This is a genomic window from Hydrogenophaga sp. (assembly GCF_022844385.1).
Classification (GTDB): domain Bacteria; phylum Pseudomonadota; class Gammaproteobacteria; order Burkholderiales; family Burkholderiaceae_C; genus Hydrogenophaga.
In genome coordinates this window covers 1-14,557 of the sequence record NZ_JALHLX010000089.1, presented here as the reverse complement: position 1 = coordinate 14,557, position 14,557 = coordinate 1, and the positions used below count along the sequence as shown (strand labels likewise).

Here is a 14,557-nt window from a genome sequence, read left to right as displayed (position 1 = left end):
GAGACCGCCCTCATCCGCAAGGCCGTGGCAGAGGCCCGCGGCAACGTGATGGAAGCCGCGCGGGCGCTGGGCATCAGCCGCGCCACGGTGTACCGCAAACTCATGCGCAGGAAGTCGGGCGGCTGAGCGGCAGAATCCTGCACAGCGCCACACCCCTCTCGCCTGCAACCCAACACCCTCCCACGCAATGCTTGATCGAACCGCATCCCTCATCCTGACCATCGCCATGGGACTGGCTGCGGGTCCTGTGTCGGCGGCCATCGGCGTGCGCTTTATCGAAGGGGCGCCCAAAGACCGGTTCGAGATCACCAACCAGTCCGCCTGCGCCGTCATGGCCACCGAGATCGTCATCGATCTGTCTGCATCCGCTGCCGGCCTGGTCTTCGACGTCACCGGCACTGGGGCGGGCGTCGAGGTGTTCCAGCCGTTCGAGCTGGTCGCAGGCGCCGAGGCGCTGGCCGCCCAGCCCAAAGTCGTCGACGGCGACCAGCAGATCGTCCTGTCGATTCGCCGGCTCGCACCCGAAAAGCGCGTGGCTTTCACCATCGACGTGGACGACACGATCGGCCCGCGCGGGATCACGGTATCCGGGTCGGAGATCGAAGGCGCAGTGGTGCGCGTGAACAGCTCTGGAACCACCCACGCTGGACGGTTTTCGAGCCTGGCCCAAGCCGTGGTCAAAGCACCCACCTGCCCCTGACCACGCCGCCCCGGCGGTGCAGATCCATCCCATTGCCCGATTGCTTCGCCTCCAACCCTTCAGTCGATGAAATCCATGCATTCCTTCAAGTGGGCGACACGTCCAATGTGACCTGTCCACCAGCCACCGCCTGCGGCGAGCGGGGCATTCCCGGTGTGGTCCCGGGCAACAGCGTGCTGGAGTTTCAGGTGCAGCTGCTGGCGGTGAAAAAGAGGTAACTCATTTCACATCGATGGACGACAGCGGCTGGGGTTTGTGCCATTTGCCCGGTCGCGTGTCGTCATGCAGGCCTGGCGGACGGGCAAAATCCGTTTGGATGCGTTCGGCGAGGTCGTTCACGCGCTGCCGGCGGCCTGCTCCCACGACCGCCCTTACCCTGGCAACCCGATCACCAGCGCCGCCGGCAACAAGGTGGCCACGGCCATATCACCCACCCGCCCCGTGAACGGGTGCTGCGCAAAGCCCACCCAGTGCCCGCCGCCTTCCAGTGCCATCACCACCTCGTCTTGCAGGGTGCCGGGCGAGCAGCGTTCGATACGGCCGGTGAGTGCGCCGGGTGTGTTGTTTGACCCGGCGAGAGACACCACCACCGCGGTGGCCTTGCACAAGGCCAGCACGGACAACCCCGGCGACAGGCCCAGCAGGTCCGCGCTCTCCTGCGTGATGGTGGACACAAGGAGCGCGCCGCCCGGTGTGGTCAGCGTCACCTCCACCATCGGGTCGCCGGGCACACACGGTGCGCAGTGCAGCACTCGGCAGCGAAGCTGGTTGCGCATGCTGGTGCGCAGGCCCAGACCGCCTTCGCTGATCGATCCGCCCGCGAAGCGCGCCAGCACCTGCTGGCGTGCGCGGGCCAGCTCGGCGGCGAGCGCGAGCAGCTGCAGGCCGTCGGCGGTGATGCGCGCGCCGCCACCGCCCACGCCGCCCACAGTGCGCTCCACCAGCGGCACACCGCTGAGGTTGCTCAGCGTGTCAATGGCCTGCCACGCGGCCTTGTAGCTGATGCCGACCTGGCGCGCTGCCTGCGAGATGGAGCAGCCGGCGGCCACGTGGCGCAACACGTCCAGGCGCTTGTCGGCGCTCGCGTCTGCCAGCGCGTGGGGCAGATCGGTGGACGATGGAGGGACGACTTTTCGGGATGCCATGGAGTCAGATTGCCATCTATACTCAGCGCTATTCCGAATCGGAATAGCGATATTTTTGAGAGGAACGCTCCGATGTTCGCACGTTCACTGCTGCCAGCGTGGCTGTTTTTCATGGCCGGCGCGCTGCATGCTGCCGAGGCCCAGGTGGCGGTGGCGGCCAACTTTGCCGAGCCCATCAAGGCCATTGCCGCGGTGCTGGAGAAAACCACCGGCCACACGCTGAAGATCACCGTGGGCTCCACTGGCCGGCTCTATGCGCAGATCCGCAACGGAGCACCGTTTGACTTGCTGCTCGCAGCCGATGCCAAAGCCCCGGAGCAGCTGGAGGTCGACGGACTGGCGCAGCCCGGCAGCCGCTTCACCTACGCCAGCGGGAAACTGGTGCTGTGGTCGACCCAAGCAGCCAAGGTGGACGCCCAGGGCGCGGTGCTCAAGACGGATGGCTTTCGCAAGTTGGCGATCGCGAACCCCAAGACGGCACCGTACGGCGCTGCCTCCATCGAGGTGATTGACAAGCTCGGCCTCTCTGCATCGCTCACGCCGAAACTCGTGCAGGGCGAGAGCATCGGCCAGACCTACAACTTTGCCTTCACAGGAAACGCCGAGATCGCGTTCGTGGCGATGTCGCAAGTGCTCGATGGGGGCCGGCTCAAGGGCGGTTCGATGTGGGTCGTACCGCAGAACCTGTATGCGCCGATCCAGCAGGACGCGGTGCTGCTCAAGCGCGGCGCCAACAACGAAGCCGCCGTGGCCTTGATGAAGCTGCTCAAGAGCCCGAACATCCAGGTCCTCATCCGTTCCTACGGATATGACATCTGACCCGTGCTGCTGACACCGTCCGACCTCCAGGCCATCGGCCTCACGCTGCAGGTGGCCGCGCTCACCACCGCCATCCTGCTGGTGCTGGGTGTGCCGCTGGCGTGGTGGCTGGCGCGCAGCCGCTCAGCCTGGAGCCGGCCGGTGGGTGCGCTGGTGTCCATCCCGCTGGTGCTGCCGCCGTCGGTGCTCGGCTTCTATCTGCTGGTGCTCATGGGGCCCAACGGACCGGTTGGCGAGCTCACGCAAGCGCTGGGCCTGGGGGTGCTCACGTTCAGCTTCACGGGTCTGGTGATCGCCTCCGTGTTCTATTCGCTGCCCTTCATGGTGCAGCCGGTGTTGAACTCAATGCAGCAGTTGGGGGAACGCCCACTGGAGGCTGCGGCCAGCCTGCGGGCCTCGAAGCTGGACACCTTTTTTTCGGTGGTGCTGCCGTTGTGCCGGCCGGGGCTCGTCACCGGGGTCATCATGAGTTTTGCGCACACGGTGGGCGAGTTCGGTGTGGTGCTCATGGTGGGCGGCAACATCCCTGGGGTCACGCGTGTGGTGTCGGTGCAGATCTACGACCACGTGGAAGCGCTCGAATACAGCGACGCCCATCGCCTCGCCGCGGTGATGCTGGGCTTCTCGTTTGTGGTGCTGCTCGCGCTGCAGTTCTACAACCACCGCCAGCGAAGAGGCCGGGCATGAGCAGTGAACTGCAGCTCACCGCACGGCTGGAGCGCCCTGGTTTCGTGCTCGACGTGGACCTCCGCCTGCCCGCACGCGGCGTGTCGGTGCTGTTCGGCCCATCGGGCTCCGGCAAAACCTCGTGCCTGCGCGTGCTCGCCGGTCTGGAGCCTCACGCAAAAGGGGTGGTTCGCGTGGATGGCGAAGTCTGGCAGGACTCGGCGCAACGCGTGATGCTGCCGGTGCACCAGCGCGCACTGGGCTATGTGTTCCAGGAGGCCAGTCTGTTCGAGCACCTGAACGTGCGAGACAACCTGATGTTTGGCTTCCAGCGAACGCCGCCCGCCCAGCGCCGACACGCGTGGGACCACGGGCTGGAATTGCTGGGCATTGCCCACCTGCTGGATCGCATCCCGCTGGACCTCTCCGGCGGTGAGCGTCAGCGTGTGGCCATTGCCCGCGCCCTGGCCACCAGCCCGCGCGTGCTGCTCATGGACGAGCCGCTGGCGGCCATCGACGCGGCGCGCAAGAACGAGATCCTGCCGTGGCTGGAGCAGCTGCACGAGCGGCTGGACATCCCCGTGGTCTACGTGACCCACTCCAGCGACGAGCTGGCGCGCCTGGCCGACCACGTGGTGCTGCTGAGCGGGGGTCGTGCGCTGTGCAGCGGGCCGGTGATGGAACTCATGACACGTCTCGACTTGCCCCTGGCGCGCGGTGACGCAGCGGCCGCGCTGATCGAAGCGAACGTGGTTGGCCATTCGCCGGAGGACTGCCTGAGCGAGCTGGCCTTCGACGGCGGGCGTCTGCTGCTGCCGCAGGCCGGCAGCACCGCCTTGCCCAAGGGCACACCGGTGCGTGTGCGCATCCAGGCGCGCGACGTGAGCCTGTCGCTGCAAGTGCCAGAACTCAGCAGCGTGCTCAACGTGCTGCGCGCCACGGTGGTCGATGTGGTGGAAGAGCTGCCTGGCCAGGTGCTGGTGGGTTTGCAGCTCGGTGACAGTGCACGGCCCGTGCGTTTGCTGGCACGCATCAGCCAGCTTTCGGCGCGCCGGCTGGGCATTGCGCCCGGTCAGGCGGTGTTTGCACAGATCAAGGGTGTGGCCATGGTGCGGTGAAACAAGCACCGATCACCAGCCTGCGCTGCCCGGCGCGCCCTTGAACGGCCCGGCCAGATCCGGCGTGATCCAACCGCCATAAAAACCACCTGGCTGCGACTTCACCACTGCGCCGTCCACCGTGCAATGGAGCCCGGCCGGATAGAAAGCCACGCAATCGGCCAGCGCCTCGGCGCCGGCCAGGGGCTCGGGATAGCTCCAGGCCACACCCACCAGGCTTTCAGCACCGTGCACCAGGCTCCAGTAGCGCGCCGGGCCTTTCCATTCGCAGAACGAGCTGCCTTCGGCGGGCTGCAGCAGGTGGCGGGCCACATCGGCCCAGGGCAGATAGAAGCTCGGTGGGTGCCCGGTCTCCAGCACACGCACTGCCCGTCGCGTGCGCGCCACCTCAAGGTGGCCCCATTGCACGACCACCTCGCGCGTGTCGGGTGCCAGTTGCGGCGGGCGTGGGAAGTCCCACACCGAGGTCTGGCCCGGCGCGGGTTCTTCTGCAAAGGGAGGACGCTGGTGGCCGCGCCAGTGCCATTGTTCGCGCGCGGCGCGAAGCCAGTCGGGTGGTCCGGTCATCCGGTGGGCGGCTTCAGATCAGGCCGGCGCACCGACAGCGTCCTTCACACATTTTTTGGTGAAGCTGTTCTTGGCGGCACCAAAGATCTTTTTCTCCACCGCCGTGGCATCGCAGGCGGCAGTGGCGTCCTTCTCGCACTTCTTCATGAACGAGGTCTTGGCCGCACCCGAGAGCTTTTTATCGGTGGCCGACGCCGTGCAGCTCGGACCATCGGCCGCCCAGCTGGCCAGCGGCAACAGGAAAGCCAAGACGATTGAACCCAAGCCGATTGCGCGCATTTGAATCTCCAGCAATGAAAAATTCATTGAAGGTCAGCGCGCAAATGCTGTCAATGAGCCGAAGCGGCATTCGGTGCCCGCCTCGGGTTCATCCCAGCATCGAAAGTATCAATCGAGCAGTTCCTTGGGGATGTTGCCGCCGTTGGCCGCGATGTGGGCCAGCACGTTCTTGTGCAGCCACATGTTCATCTTGGCGGAGTCGCCCATGAGCTCGTCGGGGCAGTAGAGCTCCTTGGCCAGCTCCTTGCGCGCAGTCAGGCTGCTGTCCAGGTCGAGCAACTTGAGCAGGTCGACGATGGAAGTTTTCCAGTTGAGCTTCTGCGGGTTGGCAGCGGCCTTTTGTTCCATGAGTGCGACCACGTCGACCATGGTGATGGACGCCACGGGTGCGGGGGCTGGTGCTGCGGCGGGAGCCGGGGCGGACGCGGCAGGTGCAGCTGCCACCGTGGTGGCCGGTGGCTGCGGCACCACCTTGGGTGGGCCCATGCCGAGTTTTTCGAGGATGTTGCTGAAGAGACCCATGGTGTGTTCCTTGTGGTTGTGACTTCGAATGTGAAGGCGGGAGATGACGCAAAAGTGTCAGAGGCAGTATTGCCTCATTCCGCTCGCCGGGGCAAGCGGTTGGCTCACATGGGCTGTCTGCGCCCCATGCCTTCCAGCGAAGCACGCCAGAGCCACCAGGCCGCCAGCAGCACCAGCAGCGGCAACACCACGGTCTGCATGACGAACAGCACGATGAGGTCGATGACGTGGGCAACGACGCGGTCGGCATCGGCCTTGAGTTCGTCGATCTTCTCAGCCAGCTTCTCGCGCAGCTCCCACCAGCGCGTGGTGGAGTCGGCGCCACCGCCTGCGCCGCCCAGCGCCGCGGTGGACGACTCAATGGCCTGCTGGCTCACCGCAAATTGCTCACTCATGAAGGCCTGGTAACTGAGTTCGCTGGTGATGGCCGCCACCGGCACCACAAATCGCACCAGCAGCAAGGCCACCAGCAAACGCCCGAGCCAGGGCGACGGCCCCGCTGCCCGAAGCCGTTGCCAGATCCAGAACGCGGCCAGCACAGTGAGCACGAGCGACACCACCCATGTGGCGCCCATCTTCATCAGCAACAACTGCGTACCGAACACCACACTCACCACCAGCATGAGGCGGGCGAACTGTTCGATGAGGTCGTTGACCGGGTCGAGCACCTGGCCAAGCGCCAGCGTCACGTTGACGAATGCGCCCCCGGTGACTTCGGTGCCCTGGATCACGGAGATCACCGCGTTGAGGCCGCGGGCTGCAGCGAATGCGGTGAGCGAGCGTTTCAGTCCCGCTTCGGAATGGGCCTGGGCCAGCAGGTCCAGCGGCTGCAACCACGTGAGGCCGACCAGCAGAACGAGCAAGAGAGGGAGCAGGTGGCGCTTGGACAGATGCATGCACTGCAAGGTAGCACAGTGCTGTGAGCTCGCTTCACTTGTCAGGTTCTGATTCGGGTTGACCGAAAGCGGGCAAGAACACCGGTGGTCCCCCGGCCGCATCGTCCACCTGCAGAACGCCGGCACTGTAGAGCGCACGCAAGCCCTCGACCTCGATCACCTGCCCCACCTGTCCTTCGGCCAGCACACGGCCTTCGCGCATGAGCAGGGCGCGGTCGGCGCAGCGCAGGGCCTGGTTGGGATCGTGCGTGGTGAACATGACCGCGAGGCCTTCACCGGCCAGCGTGCGGATGGCGCGCATCACCAGACCCTGGTTGCCGAAGTCCAGGCTGGCGGTTGGCTCGTCGAGCAGCACGGCGCGCGGCTGCTGCGCCAGCGCCCGTGCAATCAGCACCAGCTGGCGCTCCCCACCGCTGACGCGGTGGACAGAACGCTCGGCCAGGTGCTCCATGCCCACGCGTTGCAGCGCCGCGTGGGCGATGGCACGGTCTTGCGCGCTGGGGCGGGCCAACAGCCCCTGGTGTGCGGTGCGGCCCATGAGCACCATCTCCAGCGCGGTGAAACCGAAGGTGCTGACCTGCCCCTGCGGCACATAGGCCAACTCCCGCGCACGATGGGCCAACGGACATTTCGCCAATGGTTTGCCCTGCAGCTGTACCGTGCCTGCGAGCGCAGGCAGCAGGCCGAGCAGGGTCTTGAGCAGCGTTGTCTTGCCGCAGCCGTTGGGGCCGAGCAGCGCGAGCACCTCGCCGCTGTGCAGTGAGAGCGAGAGGTCCGAACCGACCACGTGGCCCGGGTAGCCCACGCTCAGGTCGGTGGCCTGCAGCATGGCATTCAATGCAATACCTTCATCCTGCGGGCTGCGGTGCGAGCTCGCCTGGGAGCGGCCCGGCGCGGCGCTCATGTCCATCCCCGCGAGGCACGGCGCAGCAAGACGATGAAGAACGGCGAACCGATGAGTGCCGTGAGGATGCCCAGCGGAATCTCCACCGGCGCCACGGTGCGCGCCAACGTGTCGATGAACAGCAGCAGCCCGCCACCCAGCAGCGCCGAGGTGGGCAGCAGGCGCACGAACGACGGCCCGACCAGAAAGCGCGCCAGGTGCGGCACCACCAGCCCGACCCAGCCCACAATGCCGGCAGCCGCCACGCTCGCGGCAGTGACGAGCGTGGCGGCTGCCACGATGAGCAGACGCAGCGCGGTGGTGCGCGCGCCCAGCGAGCGGGCCTCTTCTTCGGGCAGCGACATCACGTCCATGCGCCAGCGCAGCAACAGGAGCACCACGGTACCCAGCGCCACCGGCGCAATGAGTGCGGGCAGGTCGTCCACGTGCGTGGCCGACAGGCTGCCGAGCAGCCAGAAGGTCATGGCCGGCAGCTGGTTGTAGGGGTCGGCCAGCACCTTCACCATGCCGATGCCCGCGCCCAGCAGCGAGCCGATGACAATGCCCGCGAGCAGCAGCACCAGCACCGGGTCGCTGTTGCGCACGGTGGAGCCCACGCCATAGACCAGCGCCACGGCCAGCAGGCCGCCGGCGAACGCCGCCATCTGGATGCCGAACACGCCGATGGAGAAGTAGATGCCAAGCACCGCGCCCAGCGCCGCACCGGCGGATGCCCCCAGGATGTCGGGCGACACCAGCGGGTTGCGAAACAGACCCTGAAACGCCGCACCCGCCACCGCCAGCGCCGAGCCCACCGCGATCGCGGCGAGCACGCGCGGGCCGCGGATCTGCCACACGATGGTCTGCGTCTGTTCGTTGGGCGCGGGTGCGCCCTGCAGCACCGACCACACCAGCTGCCACAGGTCGGCCAGTGCAATCGGCGTGCGGCCCTGGGTGAAGGCCACCAGCACACCCGCGAGCAGAACGCCCACCGCCCAGAAGGCACCGCCGCGCATGGGATCAGTCCCGTCCGGCCAGCACGCGCTGCACCTGTTCGGCGTTCAAGTCGACTTGGTAAAACAGCTTGTAGAAATCGCGCGTGATCACCGACAGGTCTTCAGGAAACAGCGCCGGGAACACCTTGCTGCCCAGCCACCACAGGCCAGGCAGGCGGTTCACGCTGGGCGGAAAGTCGATCCAGCCGAAGGGCAGCTTGGGCGAGAGGTGCACCCGACCACTCTTCACCGCGCTCACGCTGCGCCACAGCGGGTTGCTGCGCACGGTCTGGGCAAACGTCTGGTCGATGGTGACGATCACCTCCGGGTCCCAGGCGAGCACCTGCTCCATGGACACCGTGGCCAGGCCGCCCTGCAAATCGGCGGCCACGTGGCGGATGCCCATGGCCTCGAAGATCTCCACATTGATCGAACCACCCAGTCCGGTCTCCAACCCCTCGGGGCCGCGCGCGTAGTACACGCGGGGTTGCGCAGGCGCACGGGCCACGCGCTCGCGCACCGTGCGCAAGGTGTCGGCGGTGTAACGCGCCAGCACCGCCGCACGTTCCTGCCGTCCGGTGAGTTCGCCCAGCAGCGTGTAGCCCTGCGCTACCGAGGCCAGACGGCCATCGAGCAGCGCGTACGGAATGCCGGTCTGCGACTGCACCCGGTCGGCCAGCTCGGCGAAGGTCTGGCGGGTCGAGCCCGCGTCCACGATCAGGTCGGGCTTGCTCAGCAACAGTTGTTCAAGGTTGGTGGTGTTGCCACGCCCGGTGAGCCGCCCCACCTCGGGCCGGTTGCCGATGCCGGGCAGCAGGAATTCGAGCTCTGGGCCCCGATTGGCGCGCGGCCAGCCAATGAGTGCGTCGGGCGCGAGCGTGTAGAGCCAGATGGCGGCGGGCGGGCCGGCGGGGAAGATGCGCTGGACCCTGGCCGGCACGCTCACGCGGCGGCCCGCGCCGTCGGTGATGCTGCGCGTTTGCGCCCACGCGGGCAACCCAGCGAACGCGCCCGAAGCGATCAGCAGATCGCGCCGGCGCAGGGACGAACCTTCAAGGCTGGCCAAAGCCGTAACGCGCAAACGTGGCCTGCGCGGCGGGTGCCAGCAAGGCCTTGGCGAAAGCCTCGGCCGGTGCGGGCGCACCGCGCCGCACGGTGAGGCCGTAAGACGCGCCCACCTGCAAAGCCGCAGGCACCTGCACCACCTTCAGGCGCGGCACCTCCTTTTGCGAGGCCACGGCGTTGGTGCAATAGGTCAGGAAAACGTCGGCCTGGCCCTGGTCCATGACCCAGGCGTAAGTGCCCCGGCCGGCCGGCGGCTTGGGTGAGTCGGCGCCACCGGTGAGCTTGAGCGCCTTGGCATCGAGCGCAGCGTAGGCGCCCGCGCGCATCGTCTCGGCCTTGCGAAACAGTTCCCACGCGTAGTCGCCCGACGGGTCGGCCTTGGGTGTGGAAGTGCCCAACTTCACGGCCGGATTGAGCATCGTCTCCAGCAGGTTCTGCGGCGTGGCGTTCACGCTCGCCTGCGTGAGCGCACACAGGCTGTTGCGCACAAACACGGTGGGCGGCGCCCAACCACCGGCGGCGGCCAGGCGCTGCGGGTGCTGGGTGTCGGCCGAGGCGAACACCTGCGCGCCCTCCCCTTTTTCGATGCGCTCGCGCAAGAGGCCCGAAGCGCCGAAGGTCAGCGCAATCTTCTGGCCGGTGCGTGCCTCGTGATCACGCGCGATCTCGGTGAACACCTCGCGCAGGCTGCCGGCGGCGTAGACCTGCAGGGGTTCCTTCATGGCGGTCGCTTGCGGCGCTGCGCACGCCGTCAAGGTCGAGACCACAACGGCGCTGGCAACGGTGGCGAGCTTCATTTCGTCGCGTTCGGGAAGAACAGCTGTTCGCCACCGATCTTGTAGCCGGCAATCGCCGCTTGACCGGCCGGGCCAGTCACCCAGTCCACAAACTTCTGGCCGTCGGCGGTCTTCACCTGCGGGTGCTTGGCAGCACTCACCAGCATCACGCCGTACTGGTTGAACAGGCGCTTGTCACCTTCCACCAGCACCACGAGATCGCCGCGGTTCTTGAAGTTGAGCCAGGTGCCACGGTCGGCCAGCACGTAGGCGCCGGCGCTGGAGCCGATGTTGAGCGCCGGGCCCATGCCGCAGCCGCATTCCTTGTAGCCAGTGCCCTTGTTGGCTTCGGTGTCGGTCATCTTCCAGAAACGCAACTCGGCCGCGTGCGTGCCGCTCTTGTCACCGCGCGAGATGAAAGGCGCGTTGGCGGTGGCCACCTTCTTCATGGCGGCCACGATGTCGCTGCCTTTGGTGCCGGCCGGGTCGGCCTTGGGGCCGATGAGCACGAAGTCGTTGTACATGACCTCCTGGCGCTTGGCGGCAAAGCCGTCTGCCACGAACTTCTCTTCGGCCACCTTGTCGTGCACGAACAGCACATCTGCGTCACCGCGGCGCGCCATGTCGATGGCCTGGCCAGTGCCGAGTGCGACCACCTTCACATCGATGCCGCTGGCTTTCTTGAACTCGGGCAACAGGAACGAGAACAGCCCCGACTGTTCGGTGGACGTGGTGGAGGCCACCACGATGCTTTGGGCCATGGCGCCGGCACTGGCCAGCAAGGTGGTACCGAGGGCGGCGGCGAGGGTCAGGTGGCGGAATGCATTCATAAACTTTCTCCTTGAACGAACAAATGGGCCTGCGGGCACAGCGTGCGCAACAGGTCGTGGTTGAAAAAATCGGCAACGGGCAGGTCGGCCAGCAGCCGCCCTTGCTCCAGATAGATCACACGGCTGGCCAGGCGTTTGACCTGGCCCAGGTTGTGGCTGCTGAACACCAGCGTGGGAGGACGGTCGCCCACGTGCTGTTGGCCGAGGGTGAACTCGGCGATCTGCGCCTCCACTTCGCGCTTGGCGTGCGGGTCCAGGCTGGCGGTGGGCTCGTCGAGCAACCACACATCGGGGCGCAGGGCCCAGGCGCGGGCCAGTGCCACCCGCTGCTGCTGGCCGCCCGAGAGCGCGCGTGCGTTGCGCTCGGCGATGTGTCCGAGCTCCACGCGGTCGAGTGCTGCCAGCGCCAGCGCGCGCGTTTCGCGCCAGGCCACACCCTTGAGCCAGAGCCCGAGCTGGATATTCAGCCGCACGCTCAGGCGCAGCATGTGGGGCCGCTGGAACAGCATGGCCACGCGCTGCTGGCTCGATGCATGCAACTCGCCACCGCTGATGCGCTGCAGCCCATGCAAGGTGCGCAGCAGCGTGCTCTTGCCGCTGCCGTTCGCCCCCACCAGCGCCACGCGCTCGCCGGCCTGGATGCGCAGGTAAATGTCGGTCAAGGCGTGCAGCCGGCCAGCGGAGCCGAGGTGCACCTGCACGTTGCGCAAATCGAAACAGACGGCGGGGAGCACCGCTTTCACAGGCAGACTGGTCATTGCGTCACCAGCGTCAAGCGCGTTGCATCAGCGCTGTCGGCGCGCTCGCGCCATCGGCTCAGCAGCGACACCATCGCATTGAGCACCAGCACCACGCCCAGCAGCACCAGCCCCAGGCCGAGCGCCAGCGGCAGATCGCCCTTGCTGGTTTCGAGTGCGATCGCGGTCGTCATGACGCGGGTGAAGCCTTCGATGTTGCCGCCCACGATCATCACCGCACCCACTTCAGACACGGCGCGACCAAAGGCCGTGAGCAGAACGGTGATCAGGGCGTAACGATCGTCCCAGGCCAGCAGCAGGCTGCGCAGCACCGGCCCCGCACCCAGCGACGAAAGTTGCTCTCCGTGGTTGCGGTCGGCGTCTTCCACCACCTGGCGCGTGAGCGCCGTGACCAGCGGCAGCACCAGGCAGGCCTGCGCCAGCACCATGGCCTGGAAACTGAACAACCAACCGAGAAACCCCAAGGGACCCGAGCGTGACAGCAGGAGATAGATGACCAGGCCCACCACCACCGAGGGGATGGCCAGAAACGTGTTGAGCAGGGTGAGCACCACACCGCGCCCCGGGAAACGCGCGACCGCCAGCCACGCGCCGAGCACCAGGCCCAGGCCACACGCCAGCACACAGGCCATGGCGCTCACGCCCAGGGACCGGCTGACCACCGACCACAAGCCAGGATCACCGGAAAGCACCAGCTGCAATGCGGTGGTCACGCTATCGGAAAAGGTGTTCATGTGGGCGCAGAGCATAGGCTGAACACCCCCGGGAGCACCTACGTAGTGACGCGGTATGAATTGACCTGCATAGGAACGTCCGTTCATATGTCGAGGACGATCGACGGCGACACCGTACCCGCTTGGGGCACACTCGCGGACCATGAAACAGATCGAGTTGTCGTACGCGTTCGCCGCCCGCGCACCGGGCCGCTCCAGCGGCCATGCGCTCCTGCGCAATCCGATGATGGACGTGCTGCAAGCGGTGCACACCAGCGGCTCCATCTCGGCCGCAGCGCGCCAGCTGAACCTGTCTTACCGCCACGTCTGGGGGCAGCTGAAGGACTGGGAAGCTGCCCTGGGCCAGGCGCTGCTGTTCTGGGAACGTGGCCAGGCCGCGCGCCTCACGCCATTTGGCGAACGCCTGCTGATGGCCGAGCGGTTGGCGCAGGCCCGGCTGGGGCCGCAGATAGAAGGCCTGCGCGCCGAGCTCGAACGGGCATTTGCCCGCGCCTTCGACGATGCTGGCGAAGAAGGCGAGAGCGAGGTGCTGACGCTGTATGCCAGCCACGACCACGCCCTGAGCGCTCTGCAGGACTTCGCCGCCACCCCGGCACCGGGCGGCAAGGACACCGGCCGCCTGCACCTGGACATACGCTTCTGCGGTAGCGTGGATGCCATCCGTGCGCTCAACGAAGGCCGCTGCGCGCTCGCAGGGTTTCACGCCCAGCCGTTCGCCGCCTCGGGCAGCCAGAGCGCGCGCACCTACCGCCCGCTGCTCAAGCCCGGGCTGCACAAGATCATCGGTTTCGCCCGGCGCGTCCAGGGACTGATGGTGGCGCCCGGCAACCCGCTGCGGCTGCAGGACATGAACGATGTGGCGCGGCTGCAAGCCCGCTTCGTCAACCGCGCGCTGGGCACCGGCACGCGCCTGCTGCTGGACGAATTGCTCACTCAGGCGCTTTTGATGCCGGAAGACATCACCGGCTTCGACCGCGTGGAAACCTCACACGCGGCGGTGGCGCAGGCCGTGGCCAGCGGCGCGGCCGACGTGGGCCTGGGCACCGAGTACGCCGCTCGCACCCAGGGCCTCGGCTTTGTGCCGCTCACCGAAGAGCGTTACCTGCTGGTGTGCCTGAAAACCGCGCTGGAACAACCCGCCGTGCAGCGCCTGCTGCAGCGGCTGCGCAGCAGGGCGTGGCACGACCAGCTGGCGGGTCTGCCGGGCTATGTGCCCGATCACTGTGGCGAAGTGGCGGCGATGAAGCGGCTCCTGCCGTGGTGGGATTGAAATAGCCCCCACGCTCCCCCGCTGCGCGTGGTGCGCTGCCCCCCGGAGGGGGCTGATCCGGCTTGGGGCGGCCCGGCGCCGGATCGATCAGCTGTGCAGCCGCCGCGCTATCTCCGCAATGAGCTGACGCGCCAGCACCAGCTTCGACGCCCGCGGCAATTCCACCGTGCCGTGCGCATCCACCAGCAACAACGCGTTGTCGTCCTGCCCAAAGGTGTCGGGCCCGATGTTGCCCACCAGCAGCGGCACACCCTTGCGCGCCCGCTTGGCCTGGGCGTGGGCCTGCAGGTCGTGGCTCTCGGCCGCGAAGCCCACGCAGTAGAGCGCCCCGCTCTGTGCGCGCGGGCTGGCCGCAATGCTGGCCAGGATGTCGGGGTTCTCCACGAACGACAGCGTGGGCACCTCGCCCGAGCCGTCTTTCTTGATCTTCTGGTCCAGCATCTGCGCCGGGCGCCAGTCGGCCACGGCGGCGGCCGACACGAACACGGTGGCAGCCTGGGCCAGGTGGTCCAGCGATTTCTGCATGTTCAGCGC

At 67.2% G+C, this 14,557-nt stretch carries 20 protein-coding genes; 7 read left to right on the top strand and 13 right to left on the bottom strand.

Annotated features, from left to right (window positions below; all coding sequences use genetic code 11):
• The 3 genes from Q0C59_RS13980 to Q0C59_RS19660 form a co-directional block, all read left to right on the top strand.
• Window positions 1-126 (top strand): helix-turn-helix domain-containing protein (locus Q0C59_RS13980; RefSeq protein WP_291216493.1); only part of this gene is annotated, 126 nt, incomplete at its 5' end.
• A 100-nt stretch (window positions 127-226) separates the two neighbouring features.
• On the top strand, window positions 227-700 hold the full coding sequence (locus Q0C59_RS13975) for a hypothetical protein (RefSeq protein ID WP_291216490.1): 474 nt from the start codon (window positions 227-229) through the stop codon (window positions 698-700).
• Window positions 701-789: 89 nt separating this feature from the next.
• Window positions 790-918, top strand: coding sequence for an FKBP-type peptidyl-prolyl cis-trans isomerase (locus Q0C59_RS19660; RefSeq protein ID WP_366518871.1), 129 nt, complete (start codon window positions 790-792; stop codon window positions 916-918).
• Between the two features lie 153 nt (window positions 919-1,071).
• On the opposite strand, the gene Q0C59_RS13970 is transcribed toward Q0C59_RS19660, so the two are convergent.
• Window positions 1,072-1,845: a TOBE domain-containing protein gene (locus tag Q0C59_RS13970; protein WP_291216489.1), complete on the bottom strand. Its 774-nt coding sequence runs from the start codon at window positions 1,843-1,845 to the stop codon at window positions 1,072-1,074.
• Window positions 1,846-1,917: 72 nt separating this feature from the next.
• Between Q0C59_RS13970 and modA the strand changes: the two genes are divergently transcribed.
• From modA to modC, 3 genes are read left to right on the top strand one after another with little or no spacing between them, the layout of a single operon-like run.
• Complete coding sequence (gene modA, locus Q0C59_RS13965; RefSeq protein WP_291216487.1) at window positions 1,918-2,664, top strand: molybdate ABC transporter substrate-binding protein; 747 nt, start codon at window positions 1,918-1,920, stop codon at window positions 2,662-2,664.
• Between the two features lie 3 nt (window positions 2,665-2,667).
• Entirely contained in the window at window positions 2,668-3,351 is a 684-nt protein-coding gene (modB, locus tag Q0C59_RS13960; protein ID WP_291216485.1) for a molybdate ABC transporter permease subunit, read from the top strand.
• Window positions 3,348-4,448, top strand: coding sequence for a molybdenum ABC transporter ATP-binding protein (gene modC, locus Q0C59_RS13955; protein WP_291216483.1), 1,101 nt, complete (start codon window positions 3,348-3,350; stop codon window positions 4,446-4,448). Before modB ends, modC begins: the two co-directional genes overlap by 4 nt.
• A gap of 12 nt (window positions 4,449-4,460) precedes the next feature.
• On the opposite strand, the gene Q0C59_RS13950 is transcribed toward modC, so the two are convergent.
• The 11 genes from Q0C59_RS13950 to Q0C59_RS13900 all read right to left on the bottom strand — a co-directional run bounded on the left by Q0C59_RS13950 (window position 4,461) and on the right by Q0C59_RS13900 (window position 12,753).
• Window positions 4,461-5,015 (bottom strand): DUF427 domain-containing protein, encoded by a 555-nt coding sequence (locus Q0C59_RS13950; protein ID WP_291216481.1) that lies wholly within the window; start codon window positions 5,013-5,015, stop codon window positions 4,461-4,463.
• 18 nt (window positions 5,016-5,033) lie between these two features.
• On the bottom strand, window positions 5,034-5,294 hold the full coding sequence (locus Q0C59_RS13945) for a PsiF family protein (RefSeq protein ID WP_291216480.1): 261 nt from the start codon (window positions 5,292-5,294) through the stop codon (window positions 5,034-5,036).
• A gap of 108 nt (window positions 5,295-5,402) precedes the next feature.
• Window positions 5,403-5,816, bottom strand: a complete 414-nt coding sequence (locus Q0C59_RS13940; RefSeq protein ID WP_291216478.1) for a DUF3597 domain-containing protein — start codon at window positions 5,814-5,816, stop codon at window positions 5,403-5,405.
• A gap of 104 nt (window positions 5,817-5,920) precedes the next feature.
• Window positions 5,921-6,712, bottom strand: a complete 792-nt coding sequence (locus tag Q0C59_RS13935; RefSeq protein ID WP_291216476.1) for a hypothetical protein — start codon at window positions 6,710-6,712, stop codon at window positions 5,921-5,923.
• Between the two features lie 34 nt (window positions 6,713-6,746).
• A complete protein-coding gene (locus Q0C59_RS13930) occupies window positions 6,747-7,616 on the bottom strand; it encodes an ABC transporter ATP-binding protein (RefSeq protein ID WP_291216474.1) in 870 nt (289 codons plus the stop codon).
• Window positions 7,613-8,611 carry an iron ABC transporter permease gene (locus Q0C59_RS13925; RefSeq protein ID WP_291216472.1) on the bottom strand — a complete coding sequence of 333 codons (999 nt, stop codon included), beginning with the start codon at window positions 8,609-8,611 and terminating at the stop codon, window positions 7,613-7,615. The genes Q0C59_RS13930 and Q0C59_RS13925 overlap by 4 nt, the downstream gene beginning before the upstream one ends.
• Window positions 8,612-8,615: 4 nt before the next feature.
• Entirely contained in the window at window positions 8,616-9,656 is a 1,041-nt protein-coding gene (locus tag Q0C59_RS13920) for an iron ABC transporter substrate-binding protein (protein WP_291216471.1), read from the bottom strand.
• Complete coding sequence (locus tag Q0C59_RS13915) at window positions 9,643-10,377, bottom strand: molybdate ABC transporter substrate-binding protein (RefSeq protein ID WP_291216470.1); 735 nt, start codon at window positions 10,375-10,377, stop codon at window positions 9,643-9,645. Before Q0C59_RS13915 ends, Q0C59_RS13920 begins: the two co-directional genes overlap by 14 nt.
• A gap of 71 nt (window positions 10,378-10,448) precedes the next feature.
• Window positions 10,449-11,261 carry a substrate-binding domain-containing protein gene (locus tag Q0C59_RS13910; RefSeq protein ID WP_407066564.1) on the bottom strand — a complete coding sequence of 271 codons (813 nt, stop codon included), beginning with the start codon at window positions 11,259-11,261 and terminating at the stop codon, window positions 10,449-10,451.
• The gene (locus tag Q0C59_RS13905; protein WP_291216469.1) at window positions 11,258-12,019 is read right to left on the bottom strand and encodes an ATP-binding cassette domain-containing protein; all 762 of its coding nucleotides are present in this window, start codon (window positions 12,017-12,019) and stop codon (window positions 11,258-11,260) included. The genes Q0C59_RS13910 and Q0C59_RS13905 overlap by 4 nt, the downstream gene beginning before the upstream one ends.
• Window positions 12,016-12,753 carry an ABC transporter permease gene (locus Q0C59_RS13900; protein ID WP_291216468.1) on the bottom strand — a complete coding sequence of 246 codons (738 nt, stop codon included), beginning with the start codon at window positions 12,751-12,753 and terminating at the stop codon, window positions 12,016-12,018. The genes Q0C59_RS13905 and Q0C59_RS13900 overlap by 4 nt, the downstream gene beginning before the upstream one ends.
• A 142-nt stretch (window positions 12,754-12,895) precedes the next feature.
• Here Q0C59_RS13900 and Q0C59_RS13895 point away from each other — a divergent pair, with 142 nt between their 5' ends.
• On the top strand, window positions 12,896-14,023 hold the full coding sequence (locus Q0C59_RS13895) for a substrate-binding domain-containing protein (protein WP_291216467.1): 1,128 nt from the start codon (window positions 12,896-12,898) through the stop codon (window positions 14,021-14,023).
• An 87-nt stretch (window positions 14,024-14,110) separates the two neighbouring features.
• On the opposite strand, the gene Q0C59_RS13890 is transcribed toward Q0C59_RS13895, so the two are convergent.
• Window positions 14,111-14,557 (bottom strand): phosphopantothenoylcysteine decarboxylase (locus Q0C59_RS13890; protein ID WP_291216466.1); only part of this gene is annotated, 447 nt, incomplete at its 5' end.